The following is a 17,654-nucleotide window of genomic DNA, read 5'->3' on the forward strand; positions in this document are numbered from 1 at the left end:
TACAGCTCAGCTAAGGTAAGGCTAATACAGATAAGGACTCCACTGAACCCCACCGATTAAATCGCACCTTCCCTAACGAGTCTGTATAAGGTTCCAGCCGCATCAACAGCATCCTTCGGTGGTAACTCAAGATCAGTTGGGAAAAAGTCGGGCCAACCATCTTTTTTTTCGTTCTTAGTCTCTTGTTTCTTTAACATATTAGTAACGGTCGGTAGATTTTACAGATTGCTACATTTACCCTCAAATTGGCCGTTAAATCAAGAACACATCTCACAAGTATTGACCGTTTAGAAGGGTATGGTGCGAAAAGAAGATTGAAAACCCAACTGTTGACATGTAACACCCCCGACTGTGCGTTACTTACTGGTGCATTTCATGCAATCCCCTTTCTCAACGGCATCACGTTATAGCCTTCACCTCTTTCTAAAGAAACCAGCAAGTCAGCCCACAACTCCAATGCCTGCTTCCTCTCATCAAAATACTGATAACGGTTGTATATCCCCTCAACACCTTTGATTCTGTGATTCAGACAACGCTCTGCAACTACCGGATCAATCCCTAATGCCGCCAGATGCGATCGAGCGGTACGTCGAAAATCATGAATAGTAAAATTAGGTACGTCGGGGAGGTTACCCTTCACCTTGCTCAATGCTACAGGGAGCGTGCTTTCCTGAATGTGAGGAATCATCCGGTGCTGCATCTTTCTTGCTGGAAGCACCCACTGGCTATTGCAAGACATTTGATGCAGTTCTTTTAGCCATTCAAGAGCTACTGCCGGGATAGGTATATCAATCGCATCGCCATTCTTAACCCGCTCTGCGGGTAAGCGCCAAACTGATTCATTAAAATCGAACTCTTCCCAACGTGCGCCGCAAAGCTCCATCTTGCGGCAGCAGAACACCAGCAGAAGTTTCATTGTCAGTTCGTTTTGACGTGAGAAACCTTTTGTCATTGGCATTGCCTGTAAGAATCGCGCAAGCTCTTCTCGGCTTAGCCAGCGTTCCCTGCTTTTTTCCTGCCCACCCGCATCATCAATTTCAAAAGCACCAGTAGGATTCGTTTCTAGCATATGCCGTCTTATCCCGTAATCGAAGATACGACGGGTCCACCTGAGCACATCATTAGCAACTGTTGGTGCGCCACGCTGGACGATTTTTTGCAGCATGTCATCAATATGCTTGGGTTTAACATCTTCGATTCTGAGTCGACCAATTGCCGGATTAATGTCTTTATCTATGCGACGGCGTAGGATGTCTGGATGCTTCCACCGATTGAGAATCTGGCGTTCAAAATATTCAGCTGCAAGTTCTGAAACACGTAGCGCGTGCTTTTCATCCTCCATTTTCCTCAGCGCTTCAGCTTTGCGTTCTTGCTTTTCCCCGGCAACGTCATAACCCAATGCAACCCGTGCTGACTGTTCTTTAGCTTTTGCTCGTGCTTTAGCGAGTGACAACTCGGTGTACGTGCCTATGACCAGTGATCGCTGTTTGCCTGCAAAACGATAACGCAAACGCCAAAAGGGTACCGAGTAATTTTCTGGGAAGCATAAATACAGCCCACCCCCATCAGAGCGACCAGCAAAATGCTCACCCGATTTTATCCATGCTCTGATTTGTAGGTCTGTCAGTTTTGCCATGCTTGTCTTTTCTCATTGCTGTGTACATAAACTGCGTGTCATAAAAGCCAGTATGTACACGTCTATGTACATACGAAACACGCGCTCTAGTGATACGATATGAGACTATATAAAACAAAAAAGACCATGATTTACAATGGTCTTTTTATCCTGACGAGACTTAGTGAGACAACGCGAGATCGCGTGAAACACTACTCGATGTTCTGGATCTGCTCGCGCATCTGCTCAATCAACACTTTCAGCTCGATGGCGGAGTTAGTGATATCGGCATTGATCGATTTCGAAGCCAGGGTGTTCGACTCGCGGTTAAACTCCTGCATCATAAAGTCGAGGCGACGGCCTACCGCTTCTTTCTTCTTCAGGATGTTATAAGTCTCTTTAACGTGCGCATCCAGGCGATCCAGCTCTTCCGCCACATCAATGCGCTGCGCCATCAGCACCAGCTCTTGCTCAAGGCGATTATTTTCAAGCTGCACCTGCGCATCTTCTAGTTTCGCTACCAGGCGATCGCGCTGCCACTGGAGAATCTCCGGCATCTGAGCGCGCACGTTTTTCACTTCGGTGCTCACGCCTTCAAGACGCTGTTCAATCAGCGCTTTCAGCGCCTGGCCTTCGGTTTCGCGGGCAAGGATAAAGTCATCCAGGGCGCCATCAAGCGCGGCGAGGATTTCGGCAGTAATGGCGTCCAGATCCTGCTCCTGAGCGGCCATTACCCCAGGCCAGCGCAGAATATCAACCGGATTGATTTCGCCTTCATCACTCTGCAATTTGACCCAGTTGGCCGCTGAAACCAGCTGTTTTGCCAGCTTCTCGTTAAGGATCAGCTCGCCCTGGGCGCTGGCATCGGGTTCAAAACGCAGGTTACATTCGACTTTGCCACGGGTCAGACGCGCGCGGATGCGTTCACGAACTACCGGCTCAAGGCTACGAAACTGCTCAGGCATGCGAAAATAGGTTTCCAGATAACGCTGGTTAACCGAGCGAAGTTCCCAGGAGGCGGAGCCCCAGCTACCCTTGATTTCACGCCGGGCGTAGGCGGTCATACTGCGGATCATAGACATTCCCGTGTTTTAAGGAGAGATGCGAGGATTATAGCTTTCATGGGCTTGTCAGGATAGGAATAACCTCGGTAAGCCAGTATAATGCGCGCCACATTCGTAACAGCCGGAGAAATCATCATGCGTCCATCAGGTCGTAGCATCACTCAGGTGCGTCCCGTCACGCTGACCCGTAACTACACAAAACACGCTGAAGGTTCCGTGCTGGTTGAATTTGGTGATACCAAAGTCCTGTGTACCGCAACCCTCGAAGAGGGCGTACCGCGCTTTCTGAAGGGCCAGGGCAAAGGCTGGATCACCGCTGAATATGGCATGTTGCCGCGTTCTACCCATACCCGTAACGCCCGCGAAGCCGCCAAAGGCAAGCAGGGTGGCCGCACCATGGAAATCCAGCGTCTTATCGCACGTGCATTGCGCGCTGCGGTCGATTTGAACGCGCTGGGTGAATACACCATTACGCTGGACTGCGACGTAATCCAGGCTGATGGCGGCACCCGCACAGCCTCAATTACCGGTGCCTGTGTGGCGCTGGCCGATGCGCTGAACGCGCTGGTTCGCGCAGGTAAACTGAAAGCCAACCCGATGAAAGGGCTGGTGGCTGCGGTTTCCGTCGGCATCGTTAACGGTGAAGCGGTGTGTGACCTTGAGTATGTCGAAGACTCTGCGGCAGAAACCGACATGAACGTGGTGATGACCGAAGACGGTCGTATCATCGAAGTGCAGGGCACCGCCGAGGGCGAGCCGTTTACCCATGAAGAACTTCTGACCCTGCTGGCGCTGGCCCGAGGGGGGATCGAATCTATTATTTCAACGCAGAAGGCGGCGTTGGAAAACTAGTTTTTAAGGCGACTGAGAAGTCGCCTTTTTTTCGTCTATTGAAAAGTAAGAACCTGGTTGAACAGGTTTGAAAAAGAGGAGCGAATCCATGAAACAGTATCAGCGCCAGTTTATTGAGTTTGCGCTTAACAAGCAGGTACTTAAGTTTGGCGAATTCACGCTGAAATCCGGGCGTAAGAGTCCCTATTTCTTCAATGCCGGGCTGTTTAATACCGGGCGCGATCTGGCGTTGCTGGGCCGTTTTTATGCCGAAGCGCTGGTGGATTCCGCAATTGATTTCGACCTGTTGTTTGGCCCGGCCTACAAAGGCATTCCGATTGCGACCACTACCGCAGTGGCGCTGGCTGAACACCATGAGCGCGATGTGCCTTACTGCTTTAACCGCAAAGAAGCCAAAACCCACGGCGAAGGCGGCAACCTGGTGGGCAGCGCGTTGCAGGGCCGTGTGATGCTGGTCGATGACGTGATTACCGCCGGTACCGCGATCCGTGAATCCATGGAGATTATTCAGGCGAATGGCGCAAGCCTTGCCGGGGTCCTGATTTCTCTCGATCGTCAGGAGCGTGGACGCGCGGATATCTCAGCTATTCAGGAAGTTGAGCGTGATTACGGCTGTAAGGTGATTTCCATCATCACGTTGAAAGATTTGATTGCGTATCTGGAAGAGAAACCAGAAATGGCCGCTCACCTGGCCTCCGTACGCGCTTATCGCGAAGAGTACGGCGTGTAGCAGTATGATGTGCCCGGTAGCGCTTACCGGGCACAAATCCGGGTTTACACCAGCTTCGCCCCTTGGATATTCACGTACAGCGAATAGACTGAGGTGCTGGAGGCCATAAACAGGCGATTGCCTTTTTCGCCGCCAAAACAGAGATTTGCACATCGTTCAGGGAGCTGGATTGTGCCAATGTGTTTGCCCTGAGTGTTGAACACGCGCACGCCGTCCAGTTCTTCCGTACCCTGCCCCCAGCCGCACCACAGATTGCCATCGCTATCACAGGCGATACCGTCCGCCGTGCCGTTGCCGCAATCAATATGCACCCGCTTGTTTTTCAGCGTGTTATCGACGACATCCCAGGCCAGTATTAAGCGATTAGGTTTGGCGCGACTTTCCACAACGTAGAGTATTTTCTCATCGGGCGAAAAGCAGAGTCCGTTCGGTCCATTCACATCGCCCAGAACCACGGTGAGTTTGCGGGTCTCGGGATCGAGCCGGTAGACGTTTTGCGGCAGTTCCGGCGTGGCTTTGTGGCCCTCATAGAACCCGGAGATGCCAAAGGGCGGGTCGGTAAACCAGATGGAACCATCAGATTTGACGACGATATCATTGGGGGAATTCAGCGGCTTGCCGTCAAAGCTGTCTGCCAGCACGGTGATGGAGCCATCGTATTCGGTACGGGTGATCCGTCGGGTGTCATGTTCGCAACTGATCAGACGCCCCTGGCGGTCGCGTGCATGACCATTGCTGTAGTTCGCCGGATGGCGGAAGACGCTGGTTTGTCCGCTCAGTTCATCCCAACGCATAATGGCATCGTTAGGGATGTCACTCCATAACAGCATGCGCATATCGCCAAACCAGACCGGACCTTCAGCCCAGCGATAGCCTGTCGCAATTTGTTCGACTTTTGCGCTGGAGAGCATATAGGGTTTAAAGCTGTCATCCACCGCAATAATGCGCGGATCCGGGTAGCGTGCGGACGATGTCCAGGCCGCAAAGCTTTTTTGGCTCAGTAGCAGAGATGCGGTTGCGATACCGCTCAGTTTTAACAAATCTCTTCTCGAAGTTGCCATTAAACGTCTCCATGTCTGTAGGGGATTTCTCTGTTTATTTTTATGAGGAAGAAAGGTTGTTCCGCAGACAGGTTAAAAGATGTCCAGTAACGGAACATCTGGCAACTTAACGAATCAGATTGGGCTTTTACACATAGTGATGTGAAGTCATGCAGCCTTTTCAGACTGCATATACCCGTCATACTTCAAGCTGCTTCTTTGTTGGCTTCACTTAGCCACCCCAATCACATAGTTATCTATGCTCATGGGGATGTCTTCGCTTGCCGCCGCGATGCAACTTGAATTATTTAGGGTATAACAAGGTGAAATGAAATAATGCAGCCTTTTCAGACTGCATAAAAGGAGAAGAGGTTATTGCAGTTGTGCCGCCAGCAGCGGCCAGCGGGCTTCAAATTCATCGGTCGGGCTGTATTTAAACTCGCTGCGGACAAAGCGCGACAACATCCCCTCACAAAACGACAATAACTGGCTGGCCAGTAAGGTTTCATCGGTAATGTAGCCTTCGCCCTCGCGCATCTTCTTTTCGCGCAGAACCTGACGAATCTGTGACTCTATGCGCTCGAAAAGCTGGTTGATGCGCCCTTGCAGGCGGTCCTGTTCAAACATCAGCGCATGACCAGTAAGAATACGGGTCAGCCCCGGATTACGTTCCCCGAATCCCAGAATCAATTGCACTATCAGACGCAGGCGCGCGGTAGTGTCTTTTTCATCTTTCATAATCAGGTTAATGCGCGTTATCAGGCTATCTTCAATAAACTCGATAAGGCTATCAAACATGCGCGTTTTGCTGGGAAAATGCCGGTACAAAGCCGCTTCTGAGACGCCAACAGACGCCGCCAGTTTCGCTGTTGTAATGCGCTGACTTCCATCACTGGATTCAAGCATCAGCGCCAGAGACTGAAGTATTTCTTCGCGACGATTCCTTTTCGCAGTTTGTTTTTCTGCCATGTTAGAGAATACCCCTGAAATAAGCTTTTATACCCGTCATACTTCAAGCTGCCTGTGCGTTGGCTTTACTCGCTCACCCCTGTCACTTACTCCAGTAAGCTCCCGGGGACCCGCTGCGTTGCCGCCTTCATGCAACTCGAATTATTTTGGGTATATCAGGCGAACATCCACGCGACGGCCGCACTCCAGAGCGTGCGGAAATGTTATGCCGTTATGTCGTCGCGGGATGCGTTAAATGGGCTGCTTATTTACGCCCGGAGTGACCAAAGCCACCTTCGCCACGGTCGGTGGCGTCAAACTCTTCAACCAGATTAAATTCTGCCTGAACCACCGGCACAAACACCATCTGGGCGATTCGCTCGCCTGGCTCAATGGTGAAGCTTACCTGGCCACGGTTCCATACGGATACCATCAACTGGCCCTGATAGTCGGAATCAATCAGACCGACCAGGTTGCCCAATACGATGCCATGCTTATGGCCCAGACCAGAGCGCGGGAGGATCACCGCCGCAAGCGTTGGGTCGGCAATATGAATCGCCAGCCCGGTCGGCAACAGGGTGGTCGCGCCAGGAGCCAGCTCTACGGCGTCATCAAGACAGGCGCGCAGGTCAAGGCCGGCGGAACCGGCGGTGGCGTAGGTCGGTAATGGAAATTGCTTACCAACACGCGGGTCCAGAATTTTAACGTCGATTTTTTTCATCATAACGGGTAACGATCTCGTCCAGTAATAAGTGGCCTAACTGTTCCTTGCTCTTTAGCGGTAAATGCTTATCGCCATCCTGCCAGAAAAGATGCAAAGCGTTATTGTCGCTGTTAAATCCTTGATTATCTTTAGATACATCATTAGCACAGATCATATCAAGGTTTTTACGAACACGTTTTTGCCGGGCATATTCTTCCACATTATTTGTTTCCGCGGCAAACCCAACGAGATAGGGGCGATGCCCGGTCAAATTGGCAACACCGGCGACAATATCCGGGTTTTTGACCATTTTTATTGTTAATTCATCGCCTTGCTTCTTAATTTTTTCTTGCGCAATTGCGGCGGCACGATAATCAGCAACTGCAGCACAGCCAATAAAAATGTGCTGCTGCTGAGCCTGGCTTTGCACGGCGGCTTCCATTTCCAGCGCGGTAGTCACATCAATGCGTTGCACGCCAGCCGGGGTTGCTAATGACACCGGTCCCGTCACCAGTGTGACGTTAGCGCCACGGCTCGCGGCAGCGGCGGCAATGGCAAAGCCCATTTTACCGGAGCTTTGATTGGTGATGTAGCGCACGGGATCCAGGGGTTCACGTGTCGGACCCGCGGTAATCATGATGTTGAGATGTTGCAGGTCGGTGACAGGTGAAAAGTGCGCTGCGGCCATATCCACGATTGTTAAAGGGTCGAGCATGCGGCCTGGACCGATATCGCCACACGCCTGACTGCCGCTGTCCGGACCCCAGATCAGCAGGTCGCGGGAGGCGAGTACCTGCAAATTGTGTTGGGTGGCGGCTGCGCGATACATCTGCTGATTCATGGCAGGCACGACGGCGACCGGAGAGGGCGTGGCCAGGCAAATCGTCGACACCAGGTCGTTGGCCATTCCGGCGGCGATACGGGCAATCAGGTCGGCGGTTGCCGGGGCGAGGATAACCAGATCGGCCCATTTTCCAAGCTCAATATGGCCCATTGCCGCTTCAGCAGCCGGGTCGAGCAGGCTATCGGATACCGGATAACCGGAGACGGCCTGTAAACTCAGGGGAGTAATAAAGGCTTTCGCTCCCTCGGTCATAGCCACCCGGACATCGGCCCCGCGATCGCGCAGACGACGCACCAGCTCCGGCGCTTTATATGCCGCGATACCGCCGCTCACGCCGAGGACGATTTTTTTACCCGCCAGATTCATCATGATTCTTTCCTGTTGGATCTCACCAGAAGGCCGGCATTTTATCACAATCCTGGGGTTGTCGTGTTTTTGCCCGTTGTGCCTTTTGCGAGGAGCCACGCAAGTGCACGCTTGCGCTGTCGAGGCGGCATTATGTCTGTGGCAGCATGGGATTTAAAAGGGAGATATCGATATGGAAACCTTATATTTACCTGAACTGCCCAGAGAAAAAATGATGAATTCCGGCGTGGAGTCGCTAACGGATGAGGAGTTGCTGGCGCTATTTTTACGCACCGGCGTGCGGGGTAAATCGATGTTAACGCTATCAAGGGATCTGCTGGCGCACTTTGGTTCGCTTTACGCATTGCTGTCGGCGGATTACGGCGAATTCAGGTATGTGAACGGTATTGGGGTGGCAAAATTTGCCCAGCTCAAAGGTATTGCCGAGCTGGCAAGGCGTTATTACAGCGTGAAGATGATGGAAGAGCACGCGCTGTTAAGCCCCGAAATGACGCGAGAATTTTTACAAAGCCAGCTGACCGGCGAAAAACGTGAAATTTTTATAGTGATCTTTCTCGACAACCAGCATCGGGTACTGAAACACAGCCGCCTGTTTACTGGCACAATTGACCAGGTTGAGGTTCATCCACGGGAAATTGTGCGTGAAGCGATAAAAATAAACGCCGCAGCCGTGATCCTTGCACATAATCATCCTTCGGGTAGCGCAGAGCCCAGCAAAGCGGATAGAATCATCACCGAAAAGGTGGTGAAGTGCTGTCAGTTTATGGATATTCGTGTGCTCGATCATCTGGTGATTGGCCGTGGAGAGTATGTTTCGTTCGCAGAACGTGGCTGGATTTAGAGCTCTTTGCGCGATCCATCGGGATCTTTGTCTGTTCGGGACTTGAGCACATCGCCGACTCAGCGTATACTACGCCACCTTTGAGAATCTCGGGTTTGGCAATTGGGCCTGGCTACACGAGTTCGCTTAGAACCGTCAGACCAGGCTGTGAAAGCCTGACGAGGCGCCAATACCCCATACGAAGCTCGAGCTAATTTGATTTTTGGAGAATAGACATGTCCCGAGTCTGCCAAGTTACTGGCAAGCGTCCGGTGACCGGTAACAACCGTTCCCACGCACTGAACGCGACTAAACGCCGTTTCCTGCCTAACCTGCACTCTCACCGTTTCTGGGTTGAGAGCGAAAAGCGTTTTGTCACCCTGCGTGTATCTGCTAAAGGTATGCGTGTAATCGATAAGAAAGGCATCGAAACAGTTCTGTCTGAACTGCGTGCCCGTGGCGAAAAGTACTAAGTACTTAGAGGAAATAAATCATGGCTAAAGGTATTCGTGAGAAAATCAAGCTGGTTTCTTCTGCTGGTACTGGTCACTTCTATACCACCACGAAGAACAAACGTACTAAGCCGGAAAAACTGGAACTGAAAAAGTTCGATCCAGTTGTCCGTCAGCACGTTCTTTACAAAGAAGCAAAAATTAAATAATTTTGGCTTTCTTTGTACGAAAACCTCGCTTCGGCGGGGTTTTTTGCGTTTTGCCCTTCGTATTTTGAGCCGCAGGTGCGTTGGCTGCGTGCGCTTACCCAGGTCACTTCTTGCCGCCTTCCTGTGGTTCAAACTACATTGGGCAAATAAGGAGAAATAAACATGCCAGAATTACCCGAGGTAGAAACCAGCCGCCGTGGCATTGAGCCGCACCTGGTGGGTGCCACCATCCTTTATGCGATTGTCCGCAATGGCCGCCTGCGTTGGCCTGTTTCCGATGAAATCCATCGCCTGAGCGACAAGCCGGTACTCAGCGTGCAGCGTCGTGCGAAATATCTGCTGCTGGAACTGCCGGATGGCTGGATTATTATCCACCTTGGGATGTCGGGCAGCTTACGTATCCTGGCGCAAGAGCAACCGGCTCAAAAGCACGATCACGTCGACCTGGTGATGAGCAATGGCAAAGTCCTGCGCTACACCGACCCGCGCCGCTTTGGCGCCTGGCTGTGGACTAAAGAGCTGGAAGGCCACAATGTGCTGGCTCATCTTGGCCCTGAGCCGCTGAGCGACGCTTTTAACGCCGACTATCTGCAACAAAAATGCGCGAAGAAAAAGACCGCCATTAAACCCTGGCTGATGGACAACAAGCTGGTGGTGGGCGTTGGCAACATTTACGCCAGTGAATCGCTCTTTGCCGCGGGTATTCACCCTGATCGGCTGGCGTCGTCCCTTGCGCGCGCGGAATACGAACTGCTGGTACAGGTGATTAAGGCGGTGTTGCTGCGCTCGATTGAGCAGGGCGGCACAACCCTGAAGGACTTTCTGCAAAGCGATGGGAAACCGGGCTATTTTGCGCAGGAATTGCAGGTCTACGGGCGTAAAGGGGAACCCTGCCGGGCGTGTGGTACGCCAATTATCGCGGCCAAACATGCACAGCGGGCGACGTTTTATTGCCGCCAGTGCCAGCACTAGTTACTTCAGCTTCTCCATCAGCGCCTGATGCACATTGGCTGGCAGGAAGTGGGTGACGTCGCCTGCGTGGCGCGCCACCTCTTTAACCAGCGTGGAGGAGATAAACGACCACTCTTTCGAGGGCATCAGAAACACGCTTTCCAGCTCCGGCATCAGATGGCGATTCATATGCGCCAGCTGCATCTCATATTCAAAATCCGCCACGGCACGTAAGCCGCGAATCAAAATATTGGCCTGCTGGGCGCGGGCGAAATTAGCCATCAGATCGCTAAAGCCCGTCACCGTCACGTTGGGAATATGCCGGGTCGCAGCCTGGGCCAGCGCCACGCGTTCATCCAGCGTGAACATCGGTTTTTTGCTCGGGCTTGCGGCAATCGCCAGCACCACCTGGTCAAACATCACTGCGGCACGGGCGACAATATCAATGTGCCCGTTGGTGATGGGATCAAAGGTTCCGGGATAAATCGCTTTTGTGCTCATCAGTTACGCTTTCTCAGAGTAGCCGTGGTTCAGCGCCCACAATTCGGTGTATTTGTTGAAAGTATACTGCGCATTCACCACCGCTAACAGCCAGCCCTGTTTGCCGTCCAGCACGCCGCCGCGCAGCACCAGGGTTTTGAAAAAAGCCCCCAGCGTATGGGTGAAAATAGCGGTAAGCGAGGTTTTCTTGCCTTTCTGATGGCGCTCGCAGGCCCAGGCAGTAGCGTAATTCAGCTGTTTACGCTGAAAGATGGCGAAATCACGGCAGGTCAGATGCAACAGATCGCCGGTCAGCTCAATCACCTTCGCCCCTCTGGTTTCCAGTGATTCATGCACCAGACTGGCGTTGTACTGATAGAGTTCGCGCGGGTACAGGCGCATTACCCGGTCCGGATACCAGCCGCTGTGGCGCATAAAACGGCCGAGGAAATAGTTGCGCCGGGCGATGCTGTAAACCGCATCCGGCTGCGGGGAGGCCAGGGCTGCACGCAGCGCGCTCGCCAGTTCAGGCGTAACGCGCTCGTCGGTATCAATCATCAGCACATAGTCGCCGGTCGCAAAGCGCTGGGCGCGTTGACGCTGGATACCATAGCCTTGCCAGTCGGTATCAATAAAGACCTTTACGCCTGCTGCGCGGGCCAGTTCTACGGTATTGTCCTCGCTTCCGGCGTCGAGCAGGACAATTTCATCTGCCCATGCTACCGACGCGAGACAATCCGGCAGCAGATCCGCCGCATTTTTGGCGATCATCACCACCGACAGGCGTTGCGACATTAATGGCTCCGTTGTGGCAGATAGGGTTGCAGGAGTTGCAGCAGTCGGCTCAGCGCACCCTGATTCTGGTGCAGGACTTCAACGGCATGGCGACCGCACCACAGACGATAGTCTTCATCCGTCAGCAGGGTGGCGATCTCTTTGGCCATCGAGTCGGCGTCAGTCACGGTGATTAAGCCATCTGCGGCTTGCAGGCGGGCACAGATATCTTTGAAGTTAAAGGTATGTGGTCCCATCAACACCGGCAGAGCATGGGCTGCGGCTTCAAGTGGGTTGTGACCGCCGCGCTCAACGAGGCTGCCCCCGACAAAGGCGATATCCGCAATGCCATAAAGCATCATCAGTTCGCCCATGGTATCGCCAATCACCACCTGGGTGCTGCCGGAGGGGATCTCACCGGAACTGCGGGTGATAAAGCTGAAGTTGCATTTACGCGCCATCTCACAGGCGTCCGGGAAGCGCTCCGGGTGGCGAGGCGCTAGGATCAGCAACAGGTCCGGGAAAGTTTCCAGCAGCTTGCGATGGGCTGCCAGAATAATGGTCTCTTCGCCATCGTGGGTGCTGGTGGCGATCCACACTTTCCGCCGTGGCGCCCACTGCCGACGCAGTGTAATGGCGCGAGCCGCCAGTTCGGGGGTGACGGAAATATCAAATTTGAGGCTGCCGGTGACCGCCAGTTGGCTGCGTTTGAGACCCAGTTGCAGGAAACGATCGCCGTCTTCCTGAGTCTGGGCGGCCATCAGGGTGATTTTACTCAGCAGACGACGCATCAATTTGCCGAGCCTGCCATAGCCTTTTGCGGAGCGCTCCGACAACCGGGCATTGGCAATCACCAATGGAATTTTGCGGGTGTGCAGGGCAGAAATCATATTCGGCCACAGCTCTGTTTCCATCACGATAACCAGTTTTGGCCGCACCGTATCGAGAAAGCGGCGCATGGATCCGGGCAGGTCATAGGGCAGATAGACGTGATGCACATCTTTGCCGAAAGCGGAGAGCGCACGTTCTGAACCCGTTGGCGTCATGGTGGTGACGGTAATGGGAAGCGTGGGATAACGGTGACGTAATGCCCGCACCAGCGGCACCGCCGCCAGGGTTTCGCCCACGGAGACGGAGTGCAGCAAAATACCGTCCGGCTTCACTTTGTTACGACAAAATCCATATCGTTCAGCCCAGCGTTTACGGTAGGCAGGGGCTTTGCGGCTACGCAGCAACAGACGCAACCACACCAGGGGCTGAATTAAGTAAAGCAGAAGGGTATACAACAATTCCAAGCGATAATCCGTCTTTTTAGTTTCGGCGGGCAAATTCTAAGCATTTAGGCCGCTTAAAGCTATCTATTTGGCGCTTTCGAACCGCGCCGCCGTGAGTACGATGACCGGGAAAATCTTACGCTGCGGTATGGTATTTTTTGATGCGGAAATAGCGACGGCCCAGTCGCCAGCGCAGGCGAAATGAGCTGGCATTTTTCCAAATCATCTGCCAGATCCCGCGATCAAAAAATTCGCTGATAATTATACGTTTTTTAGATTCATCTTTCATGCTATCAAACGTATGAATGATTCCGAGACCTTCTTTTGCTATCTGCCAGCGGCAGGCTGAGATATGCCGGACTTTATCCGGATAGCGCTTATTGATGGCATCCAGCATTTCAAGGATCTTCATATAATGGCGTGCCGAACGCATCAACGTGTCGTCATTGTCAGGTTTGTGCGAGACCGATTCCGAGTGAATATAGTAGTCGTAATAGACGTCGCTGGTGTACTGGACTCGCTCTGCGGCCAGCAGCACTTCGGTGGTCCAGGGGATATCCTGATGGCGCAATCCTGGTTCGAAATGGAATTTATGCTGCTCAATAAAGGCCCGGCGATAAATATTCAGCCAGGTGACATGCAGGAACTTACGTGAATCAAGGGCGGTTTTGAGCCAGACATGTCCGGGCAGAACAGTTGTTGATGCCAGCCGATCCGGTGGGAAGATAGGGTGACTTTCCCGCTTTTTCTCGTACACGTAGCGACCGTTACAGGTGGCGACATCCAGCGCCCCTTTCTCAGCCATTGCCAGCAGGGCGCTGAACATTCCCGGATAGAGTTTATCGTCGATGTCCGGAAAGGTCAGGTACTTGCCTTTGGCAACCGCGAGGCCAGCATTACGGGCCACCGAGACCCCCTGATTTTGCTGATTTATCAACGTGACATTTTGCAATTTACTGCGCCAGGCGTCGATAACCGCCAGGCTGTCGTCGGTCGAGCCATCGTTGACCAGGATAAGCTCATAGCTTGCAAGCTGTTGTTGTTCAATACATGCAAAAAACTGAGCCAGGAATTTCCCGCCGTTGTACACGGCTACCACGATGCTCAGTAAAGGGGTTGGATTCATACATATACCCGCTTTTAGTGAAGATTCTGTCTCGTTTTCCCTAACTGACGATATTGCTGACAGATTGCGTCGACGCTGAATTTTTCCAGTTCAGCCTGCACGATAGTTGGGGCGTGAGTGTAAATAGTCTGCATTGCCTGAGCCAGAGCCGGGCTGTTGAGTTCAGCCAGGCCCCGTGCCAGCTCCCCTGTCAGTATCTCGGTGACGCCACCAGGGCAACGAGTACTGACAACCGGCGTTTCCAACAGTAAGGCTTCAACAACCACATTGCCGAAACCTTCACTATCTGAACTGAGAACCAGCATACGCGCATGTTTAATCCATGGCAGCGGGTTGCTCTGAAAGCCTTTGAATATGACCCGATCGGCAATACCAAGGCGCTTCGCTAAGTCACGTAACCGTTGTTCCTGTTCCGCTTTACCCTGGCCCAACAGCAGGAGCGGGGCGCTTATCTCACTGAGCGCATAGGCTTCGAGCAGTCGGTCATGGCGCTTGGCAGGGTGAAATCGCCCAACGTGAATCAGATAATCCTGCCCGGCCATCTCACAGGGTGCCTCAGCGCTGGCGCGCAGAGCCGTTATATCAAAGGGATTATAAATGGTTGTGCAATGGGCTGGCTTTATCGCAAATTGCTCTTTTAGATCGCGGCCTACCGCATCGGAAACCGTCACCAGGTTGCGCCCCTGATATACCCGCTTAATTTTTTGCTGTTTCAGCCAGCGGTCAATCCCTTTGCGATGACCAAGATAGGAGGTGGAAAATACGCCGTGCAGGCAGAACCACAGATTATGGTCCCGCAGCACCTTGCTGCGCGACACAATGCGGTCGGTTTTATGCAGATGCGACACCACCAGATCAAAGCGGCCTGAACGTTCAGCGCGGGTAACGGCGGCATCAAGCTGACTGGCGCGCCGGGAAATTTCCGTGAGTTTACGCCAGGGTTTGCGGCACTCATCGGCAATGACCTGATAATCTATTCCCGCGGGCAGCGGGTATTCGCACACCGCGCGCAGCGAGAACAGCGACACCTCTTCGCCCTGGCGTAGGAAGGCTTCTGCCAGCGTCAGAACCACTTTTTCCGCGCCGCCGCCGGGCAATCCATCAATGACAAACAGTATGCGCATACTTATTTCACCAGCGTCTGGTAGAGAGCAAGGAGTTGTGACGACAGCTGCGTCGCCGTACAGGACATAATGCGATCGCGGGCGTGCTGGCCTTCACGGGAGCCTGCAGCTCGCAGCGGAAGGGCCATGACGGCATCTTGCAGCGCAGGAATATTCAGCGCGTCGCAGACATAGCCATTTTCCCCCTGCTCAATAAATTCCTGGCCGCCGCAGCCGGTGGTGGTTATCACCGGTAATCCGCAGGCCATAGCCTCAAGGATCACGTTGGGGAAGGGATCGTACAGCGTCGGTAACAGCAAACCGTCAGCCATTTGATAAAAGGGCAGGGTTTCGTTCTGCATACCAAAGAAATGGACCCGCTTGTCACAGCCCAGAGATGCCGCAAGGGCTGCGTAGCGCCGCTGATCCTTGTCTTTGCCGACCACCATCAGATGCCTGTCGGTTGGGGCAATAGCGCGGATCGCCGCTTCCAGCCCCTTTCTTTCAAAGCCGGAGCCGACATAAATCAGGCAGGTCGCCTGTAAAGGCAGGCCGTGTTGCAGGCGCAGCGCGGCCTGCATCTCTTCACTGGCCGGGACAAAGCGCTGGTTGTCGATGGCGTTGTAAATGACGTGGATTTTGTCTGCTGGCAGACCGAAATCTTCAATGATCTCTTGTTTTATCATCTGCGCATTGCAGATAACGGCGCGCAGATTGTCATGCTGGTACATCTCGCGCTCAGCATTCATCACATAGCGATGGTAGCGATCGGCGAACAGTAAGGTCTTTTTCCAGCCGGGGAGAATGCGCGCCCGTTGTTCCAGCCAGCGGCGATGCACGCCGTCACCGGCCCGGTACAGGTCGCAACCAGCGATGCGCTCATGGCTTTGTACCAGATCGAAGCGTTGGCTTTCCCAAAGCGCTCTTGCGGCATCGGCAAAGCCCCGCTCACGGCTGATGCGGCCCCATTTTTTCGGGTTGCAGATGTGAATGTTCCAGTCATCTTTAACCGGGCCCTGCCACTCGCGAGTGATCACATTCAGCTCGATATTGCTGCTGTCGAGGGCTTCCAGCGCGCGGGAAACAAAGCGTTCAGCGCCGCCATCCGGGCGGTATTTTTGTCTGACTAATGCCAGGCGGAATGTGCTCATGCTAAAACCTTTCTGGCTGCGGCAATAACAGCGTCGGTCGGGATTAAGTCCAGGTAACGTTCTTCGGTGCGGGTATCAATGGCATCCGGGTCCGGGAGTGTGCCGTAGTCTCCGGCCCAGATAACCTCTCCCCGTGCCTGCCATGGTCGCCAGAAGGTCAGCTTTGACGGGCCAAAAAGGGCGACCAGCGGGGTATTGAGCGCCGCGGCCATATGCATGGGCACGGAGTCCACGCCAATAAACAGTCGGGCATGATCGATCAGGGCGGCAAGCTGGCGCAGCGTCAGTTTGCCCGCCAGCGACACGAGCCGCCCATCCGGGCAGCCCGCGATAATCTCATCCACCATTCGTATCTCTCTGGCATCCGGCCCTGAGGTGAGCACCACGCTGTAGCCATCTGCCGAAAGCGCATTGATAACCTCGCTCATTCGCGCTTCCTGCCAGCATTTGAAGAACCAGCGCGAGGTGGGTTGGACCACGATGTAGTTATCAGCGACGCCTTCGGGCAGGTGCGACAGGCTGGTCTGCCAGTCTTCGGCGCTGTAGCTCATCTTCGCCGGGGCATCCTGGGCAGGAAAACCTAACGGGGCGAGAATAGAGAGATTTTGTTGCACCGTATGCATGCTATTGTGCGCCTGCGTTGAGGCAAGGTCGCTGTGGCAGAAACGCCAGAGTGGATGACGGCGTTTCGGGAAATCGAAACCAATACGACGAGCCGCCCCGGTAAAACGCGTGGTGATGGCGCTGCGCCACTGATCGGCAAGGTTGAGCACCAGTGAGTAATTTTGCGCCCGCAGCGTTCGCAGCAGCGCCCACTCCATCGCCAGCAAGTGCCGTTTCCCCTGTTTCTTCCACTTTCTGTCGATCGCAAAAATGCGGTGGATATCGGGGTTGGCGGCGAGCATATCCCGTGTTTCTTCATACAACAACACATCGATTGACGCGTCAGGATAGCGCTGCCTGAGAGCATTAATAACGGGCGTAATCAGCAACATATCGCCATGATGGCGCAACTTGATGACTAAAATACGCGCGGGCGTCAGGCTGTCGGAAGGGTGGGTTTCGGGCGTCATACGGTCTTCTTCATCCGATTACAAGCATCTGATTCTAGGGTATCAGTGGCATTGAGAGAAGTGTTGTATTGCTCTACCA

Annotated in this window: 19 protein-coding genes; 6 read left to right on the forward strand and 13 right to left on the reverse strand. The window is 53.5% G+C overall.

Annotated features, from left to right (window positions below; all coding sequences use genetic code 11):
- Positions 1 to 373 precede the first annotated feature (373 nt).
- Both ACSZO4_RS11675 and ACSZO4_RS11680 read right to left on the reverse strand, forming a co-directional pair.
- The gene (locus tag ACSZO4_RS11675) at positions 374 to 1,636 is read right to left on the reverse strand and encodes a tyrosine-type recombinase/integrase (protein WP_437889096.1); all 1,263 of its coding nucleotides are present in this window, start codon (positions 1,634 to 1,636) and stop codon (positions 374 to 376) included.
- A gap of 191 nt (positions 1,637 to 1,827) precedes the next feature.
- Positions 1,828 to 2,691 carry a YicC/YloC family endoribonuclease gene (locus tag ACSZO4_RS11680; protein ID WP_437889097.1) on the reverse strand — a complete coding sequence of 288 codons (864 nt, stop codon included), beginning with the start codon at positions 2,689 to 2,691 and terminating at the stop codon, positions 1,828 to 1,830.
- 123 nt (positions 2,692 to 2,814) lie between these two features.
- On the opposite strand from ACSZO4_RS11680, the gene rph reads away from it, so the two are divergent.
- Positions 2,815 to 3,531 carry a ribonuclease PH gene (gene rph / locus ACSZO4_RS11685; protein ID WP_437889098.1) on the forward strand — a complete coding sequence of 239 codons (717 nt, stop codon included), beginning with the start codon at positions 2,815 to 2,817 and terminating at the stop codon, positions 3,529 to 3,531.
- Positions 3,532 to 3,619: 88 nt separating this feature from the next.
- Positions 3,620 to 4,261: an orotate phosphoribosyltransferase gene (gene pyrE, locus ACSZO4_RS11690; protein WP_437889100.1), complete on the forward strand. Its 642-nt coding sequence runs from the start codon at positions 3,620 to 3,622 to the stop codon at positions 4,259 to 4,261.
- A gap of 44 nt (positions 4,262 to 4,305) precedes the next feature.
- Here the strand turns inward: pyrE and ACSZO4_RS11695 are convergent, their stop codons facing one another.
- The 4 genes from ACSZO4_RS11695 to coaBC all read right to left on the reverse strand — a co-directional run bounded on the left by ACSZO4_RS11695 (position 4,306) and on the right by coaBC (position 8,162).
- Entirely contained in the window at positions 4,306 to 5,322 is a 1,017-nt protein-coding gene (locus tag ACSZO4_RS11695; RefSeq protein WP_437889101.1) for an SMP-30/gluconolactonase/LRE family protein, read from the reverse strand.
- A 351-nt stretch (positions 5,323 to 5,673) separates the two neighbouring features.
- Positions 5,674 to 6,270 (reverse strand): nucleoid occlusion factor SlmA, encoded by a 597-nt coding sequence (gene slmA, locus ACSZO4_RS11700; protein WP_437889103.1) that lies wholly within the window; start codon positions 6,268 to 6,270, stop codon positions 5,674 to 5,676.
- 244 nt (positions 6,271 to 6,514) lie between these two features.
- Positions 6,515 to 6,973, reverse strand: coding sequence for a dUTP diphosphatase (dut, locus tag ACSZO4_RS11705; protein WP_437889105.1), 459 nt, complete (start codon positions 6,971 to 6,973; stop codon positions 6,515 to 6,517).
- Positions 6,951 to 8,162, reverse strand: coding sequence for a bifunctional phosphopantothenoylcysteine decarboxylase/phosphopantothenate--cysteine ligase CoaBC (gene coaBC / locus ACSZO4_RS11710; RefSeq protein ID WP_437889142.1), 1,212 nt, complete (start codon positions 8,160 to 8,162; stop codon positions 6,951 to 6,953). Before coaBC ends, dut begins: the two co-directional genes overlap by 23 nt.
- 172 nt (positions 8,163 to 8,334) lie before the next feature.
- Between coaBC and radC the strand changes: the two genes are divergently transcribed.
- The 4 genes from radC (at position 8,335) to mutM (ending at position 10,615) form a co-directional block, all read left to right on the forward strand.
- Positions 8,335 to 9,003: a RadC family protein gene (radC, locus tag ACSZO4_RS11715; protein ID WP_437889106.1), complete on the forward strand. Its 669-nt coding sequence runs from the start codon at positions 8,335 to 8,337 to the stop codon at positions 9,001 to 9,003.
- 215 nt (positions 9,004 to 9,218) lie between these two features.
- Positions 9,219 to 9,455 (forward strand): 50S ribosomal protein L28, encoded by a 237-nt coding sequence (gene rpmB, locus ACSZO4_RS11720; protein WP_003024071.1) that lies wholly within the window; start codon positions 9,219 to 9,221, stop codon positions 9,453 to 9,455.
- A gap of 20 nt (positions 9,456 to 9,475) precedes the next feature.
- Entirely contained in the window at positions 9,476 to 9,643 is a 168-nt protein-coding gene (gene rpmG / locus ACSZO4_RS11725) for a 50S ribosomal protein L33 (protein ID WP_003024094.1), read from the forward strand.
- 162 nt (positions 9,644 to 9,805) lie between these two features.
- Positions 9,806 to 10,615, forward strand: a complete 810-nt coding sequence (mutM, locus tag ACSZO4_RS11730) for a bifunctional DNA-formamidopyrimidine glycosylase/DNA-(apurinic or apyrimidinic site) lyase (RefSeq protein ID WP_437889111.1) — start codon at positions 9,806 to 9,808, stop codon at positions 10,613 to 10,615.
- Here the strand turns inward: mutM and coaD are convergent, their stop codons facing one another.
- From coaD to rfaQ, 7 genes are all read right to left on the reverse strand, one after another.
- A complete protein-coding gene (gene coaD / locus ACSZO4_RS11735) occupies positions 10,616 to 11,095 on the reverse strand; it encodes a pantetheine-phosphate adenylyltransferase (protein ID WP_437889112.1) in 480 nt (159 codons plus the stop codon).
- Between the two features lie 3 nt (positions 11,096 to 11,098).
- Positions 11,099 to 11,869, reverse strand: a complete 771-nt coding sequence (locus ACSZO4_RS11740) for a glycosyltransferase family 2 protein (RefSeq protein ID WP_437889113.1) — start codon at positions 11,867 to 11,869, stop codon at positions 11,099 to 11,101.
- Complete coding sequence (gene waaA, locus ACSZO4_RS11745; RefSeq protein ID WP_437889114.1) at positions 11,869 to 13,143, reverse strand: lipid IV(A) 3-deoxy-D-manno-octulosonic acid transferase; 1,275 nt, start codon at positions 13,141 to 13,143, stop codon at positions 11,869 to 11,871. The genes ACSZO4_RS11740 and waaA overlap by 1 nt, the downstream gene beginning before the upstream one ends.
- A 115-nt stretch (positions 13,144 to 13,258) precedes the next feature.
- The gene (locus tag ACSZO4_RS11750; protein WP_437889115.1) at positions 13,259 to 14,248 is read right to left on the reverse strand and encodes a glycosyltransferase; all 990 of its coding nucleotides are present in this window, start codon (positions 14,246 to 14,248) and stop codon (positions 13,259 to 13,261) included.
- 14 nt (positions 14,249 to 14,262) lie between these two features.
- Positions 14,263 to 15,372 (reverse strand): glycosyltransferase, encoded by a 1,110-nt coding sequence (locus ACSZO4_RS11755; protein ID WP_437889116.1) that lies wholly within the window; start codon positions 15,370 to 15,372, stop codon positions 14,263 to 14,265.
- A 2-nt stretch (positions 15,373 to 15,374) separates the two neighbouring features.
- On the reverse strand, positions 15,375 to 16,502 hold the full coding sequence (locus tag ACSZO4_RS11760) for a glycosyltransferase family 4 protein (RefSeq protein ID WP_437889117.1): 1,128 nt from the start codon (positions 16,500 to 16,502) through the stop codon (positions 15,375 to 15,377).
- Entirely contained in the window at positions 16,499 to 17,575 is a 1,077-nt protein-coding gene (rfaQ, locus tag ACSZO4_RS11765; RefSeq protein WP_437889119.1) for a putative lipopolysaccharide heptosyltransferase III, read from the reverse strand. The genes ACSZO4_RS11760 and rfaQ overlap by 4 nt, the downstream gene beginning before the upstream one ends.
- Between the last annotated feature and the right edge of the window lie 79 nt (positions 17,576 to 17,654).

The organism is Phytobacter sp. V91 (assembly GCF_965644225.1).
GTDB lineage: Bacteria > Pseudomonadota > Gammaproteobacteria > Enterobacterales > Enterobacteriaceae > CBFFRJ01.